Here is a 2,950-nt window from a genome sequence, read left to right as displayed (position 1 = left end):
GCCAAGGGCTGGCCGCCTCCGCCCGAGGCGCGCGAACCGCGCGCGAGGCGCTGGATGCCGTGCGCGCCGCTGTCCACGCCGACCAGCTCGCCCTGCTCGATCCGACGTGGGCCGCTCCGGGCTGAGGGGTCAGGCCCGCGCTGCCGCCCCATTCTCGCGGGCCCCCGGGTACCCATCGCGTGAAGGCATTGGCCGCGGCGACGGGCGGGAAAATCAGGTGAAGGTCATCTCTTCGGCGTCGTCCAGCTCGTGCGGGTGCGGCGGGCTGGGCGGGGCCGGCGGAGCATCGGGATCGGCCGCCGGGCGTCGCGGAATGGTCAGCGCGATGAAGGCCGCGATCAGGCAGAGCACTCCGGCGCTCGCCCACGCCGTCCGATAGGTGCCGTCCACGGTGCGGATCCAACCGGCGAAGGAGGCGCCGAGGCCGGCGCCGACCATGTGGGCGGCATACGTCCATCCGAAGACGATTCCGGAGTCGTTCAGCCCGAAGTGGCTGCGGCACAAGGCAACCGTGGGTGGGACGGTGGCCACCCAGTCGAGACCGTAGAAGACGATGAAGACCCACATCCCCGGTTCGACACTGGGCGCGAGGAAGGCGTTGACCGTGAACAGCGACGCCCCGCGCAACCCGTAATAGCCGACCAGCAGCAGCCGCGGGTCGACCCGGTCGGTCAGCCAGCCCGAGGCGATCGTGCCGACCAGGTCGAAGATGCCCACCAGCGCCAGCAGCCCGGCGGCTGTCGTCGCGGGCATCCCGTGATCATGAGCCGCCGGGATGAAGTGGGTCTGGACCAGGCCATTCGTCGACCACCCGCACACGAAGAAGGTCAGCATGAGCGCCCAGAAGGTCCACGTGCGCGAGGCGGACCGCAGCACCGCGATCGCGGCCACCACGGGTGAGACCGACGGCGGCGGTGCCGGCGCGGCGTCGGGGGAGCCGGGGACGGCGCCATACGGGATCAGGCCGGCATCCTGCGGCCGGTCACGGATGAAGAGCGCCACCAGCGCCATGGTCACCAGGGCGAGCGCAGCGACGATCGCGGCGGCCCACCGCCAGCCGTAGGACGTGGCCGTCGCGGCGATCGCCGGGAGGAAGATCAGTTGGCCGGTCGCGTTGGCGCCGGAGAAGAGCCCAGTGACCAGGCCACGGCGGGCCACGAACCAGCGGTTGGCGATGATCGCCCCGAGCACCAACGCCATCGACCCGGTGGAGAGCCCGATGACGACCCCCCACAGCAGCCACAGTTGCCAGGGCGCGGTCATCACCGTGGTCGCGGCGGACGCCACCCCGACGATCGCCAGCGAGATCGACACGACGCGCCGCGGTCCATACCGCTCGAGCAGGGCGGCGGCGAAGGGCGCGATCAGACCGTAGAGGACGAGGTTGAGGCTCACGGCGCCGGACGTCGTGGCGCGAGACCAGCCGAACTCGCGCTCGATGGGCTCCATGAGAACGCCGGTCGAGGAGCGGAAGGCAGCCGCGGCGACGAGGGCGGCGAGCGTGATGCCGGCGACGAACCAGGCCCGCCGGGCATACTCCGATCGCGACTCGACCTCCCTACCCGCCTGCGTCATTTGCGCATCATGACAGCCACGGTGGCATCGTGCCGCGCTGTTTCGCCTCCGCGGGATGTGGCAGGCTCGCGCGTATGACCGGTGCCCCAGATCGCCTGCTGTGCTCCGCCGAGGAGCTCGCGGCCGAGGCCGACCGGTTGCTGGAGTTCACCCGGGCGTCGGCGGTCGAGGGTGGTTTCGGCTGGCTCGATAACGACGGGGCGGTCGAGGAGCGCGATCTGCAGTTGTGGATCACCGGCCGCATGACGCACGTGTGCGCCCTCGGTCACCTGCTGGGCAAGCCCGGCTTCCTCGAGCTTGTCGAGCACGGCGTCGAGGCACTCGGCGAGAACTTCCACGACGACGAGTTCGGCGGCTGGTATGCCGCGATCTCGCCCGACGGCGAACGCCCCACGGGCTTCGCGAAGGAGGCCTATGCGCACTCTTTCGTGATCCTCGCGGCGTCGAGCGCGCAGCTGTGCCAGGCCCGGGGCGCCGACGATCTGTTGTCGGATGCCCTTGCCGTGCACGACCACCACTTCTGGGACGACGCCGCCGGTATGACGCGTGAATCCTTCTCGGCGAACTGGCGCTCGGAGGAGGCCTATCGCGGGATCAACGCGAACATGCATACGGTCGAGGCTTTTCTCGCGGCCGGCGATGTGACCGGGGACGAGCGTTTGCACCATCGCGCCGGGCGGATCGTGACGCGAACGATCGACGGCTTCGCGCGGGGGAACGGCTGGCGCATCCCGGAGCACTTCACTCCCGACTGGGAGCCGATGCTCGAGCACAACCGTGACGACCCGGCCCATCCCTTCCGTCCCTATGGCGCGACGATCGGCCACGGGCTGGAGTGGACCCGGCTGACCCTGGCGACCGCGGCGAGCATCGGCGGGCCGGAGTGGGACTGGGCCACGCCGGCCGCTGTCGCGCTCGCGGAGCGCGCCATCGCCGACGGGTGGGCGGCCGACGGCCACGACGGCTTCGTCTACACCACCGACTGGTCAGGCGCGCCGGTGACCCGCGCGCGAATGCACTGGGTGGTGACCGAAGCCCTGGGGGCGGCCTGGGCCCTGCACCACGTGACCGGGGATGCCCGGTGGCCGGAGTTGTTCGGCCAGTGGTGGGACTACGCCAAGGCCAACCTGGTCGACCACGAGCGCGGGTCCTGGCACGCCGAACTCGCGCCCGGCAACACCCCGGCCGCGGGCACCTGGTCGGGCAAGCCCGACACCTATCACGCGGTCCAGGCGATGCTCCTGCCCCGCCTGCCCCTGACCCCGTCCTTCGCCTCCGCGCTCGCGGCCCGCCCCCGTTCCTAAACCCTGCTAGCAGGGTTTAGGTGACGTCGAGCAGGGTCTACCCTGCTCGACGTCACCTAACGTGTGTTAGC

General features: G+C 70.9%; 2 protein-coding genes. One reads left to right on the top strand and one right to left on the bottom strand.

What is annotated here, in order from left to right; all coding sequences use genetic code 11:
• Window positions 1–213: 213 nt before the first annotated feature.
• Window positions 214–1,575 (bottom strand): MFS transporter, encoded by a 1,362-nt coding sequence (locus PKH97_RS15485; protein ID WP_324388499.1) that lies wholly within the window; start codon window positions 1,573–1,575, stop codon window positions 214–216.
• Window positions 1,576–1,649: 74 nt separating this feature from the next.
• On the opposite strand from PKH97_RS15485, the gene PKH97_RS15480 reads away from it, so the two are divergent.
• Window positions 1,650–2,879: an AGE family epimerase/isomerase gene (locus PKH97_RS15480; RefSeq protein ID WP_324388498.1), complete on the top strand. Its 1,230-nt coding sequence runs from the start codon at window positions 1,650–1,652 to the stop codon at window positions 2,877–2,879.
• Window positions 2,880–2,950: the final 71 nt, after the last annotated feature.

Origin of the sequence: Nostocoides sp. (genome assembly GCF_035343835.1) — a bacterium.
Lineage (GTDB): Bacteria > Actinomycetota > Actinomycetes > Actinomycetales > Dermatophilaceae > Nostocoides_A > Nostocoides_A vanveenii.
The sequence above is the reverse complement of the archived record's forward strand: the minus strand, read 5'-3'. Positions and strand labels throughout refer to the sequence as shown.

Coding starts and splice junctions, on each gene's coding strand:
- PKH97_RS15485 (WP_324388499.1), bottom strand. CDS start 1,575: ATGACGCAGGCGGGTAGGGAGGTCGAGTCGCGATCGGAGTATGCCCGG.
- PKH97_RS15480 (WP_324388498.1), top strand. CDS start 1,650: ATGACCGGTGCCCCAGATCGCCTGCTGTGCTCCGCCGAGGAGCTCGCG.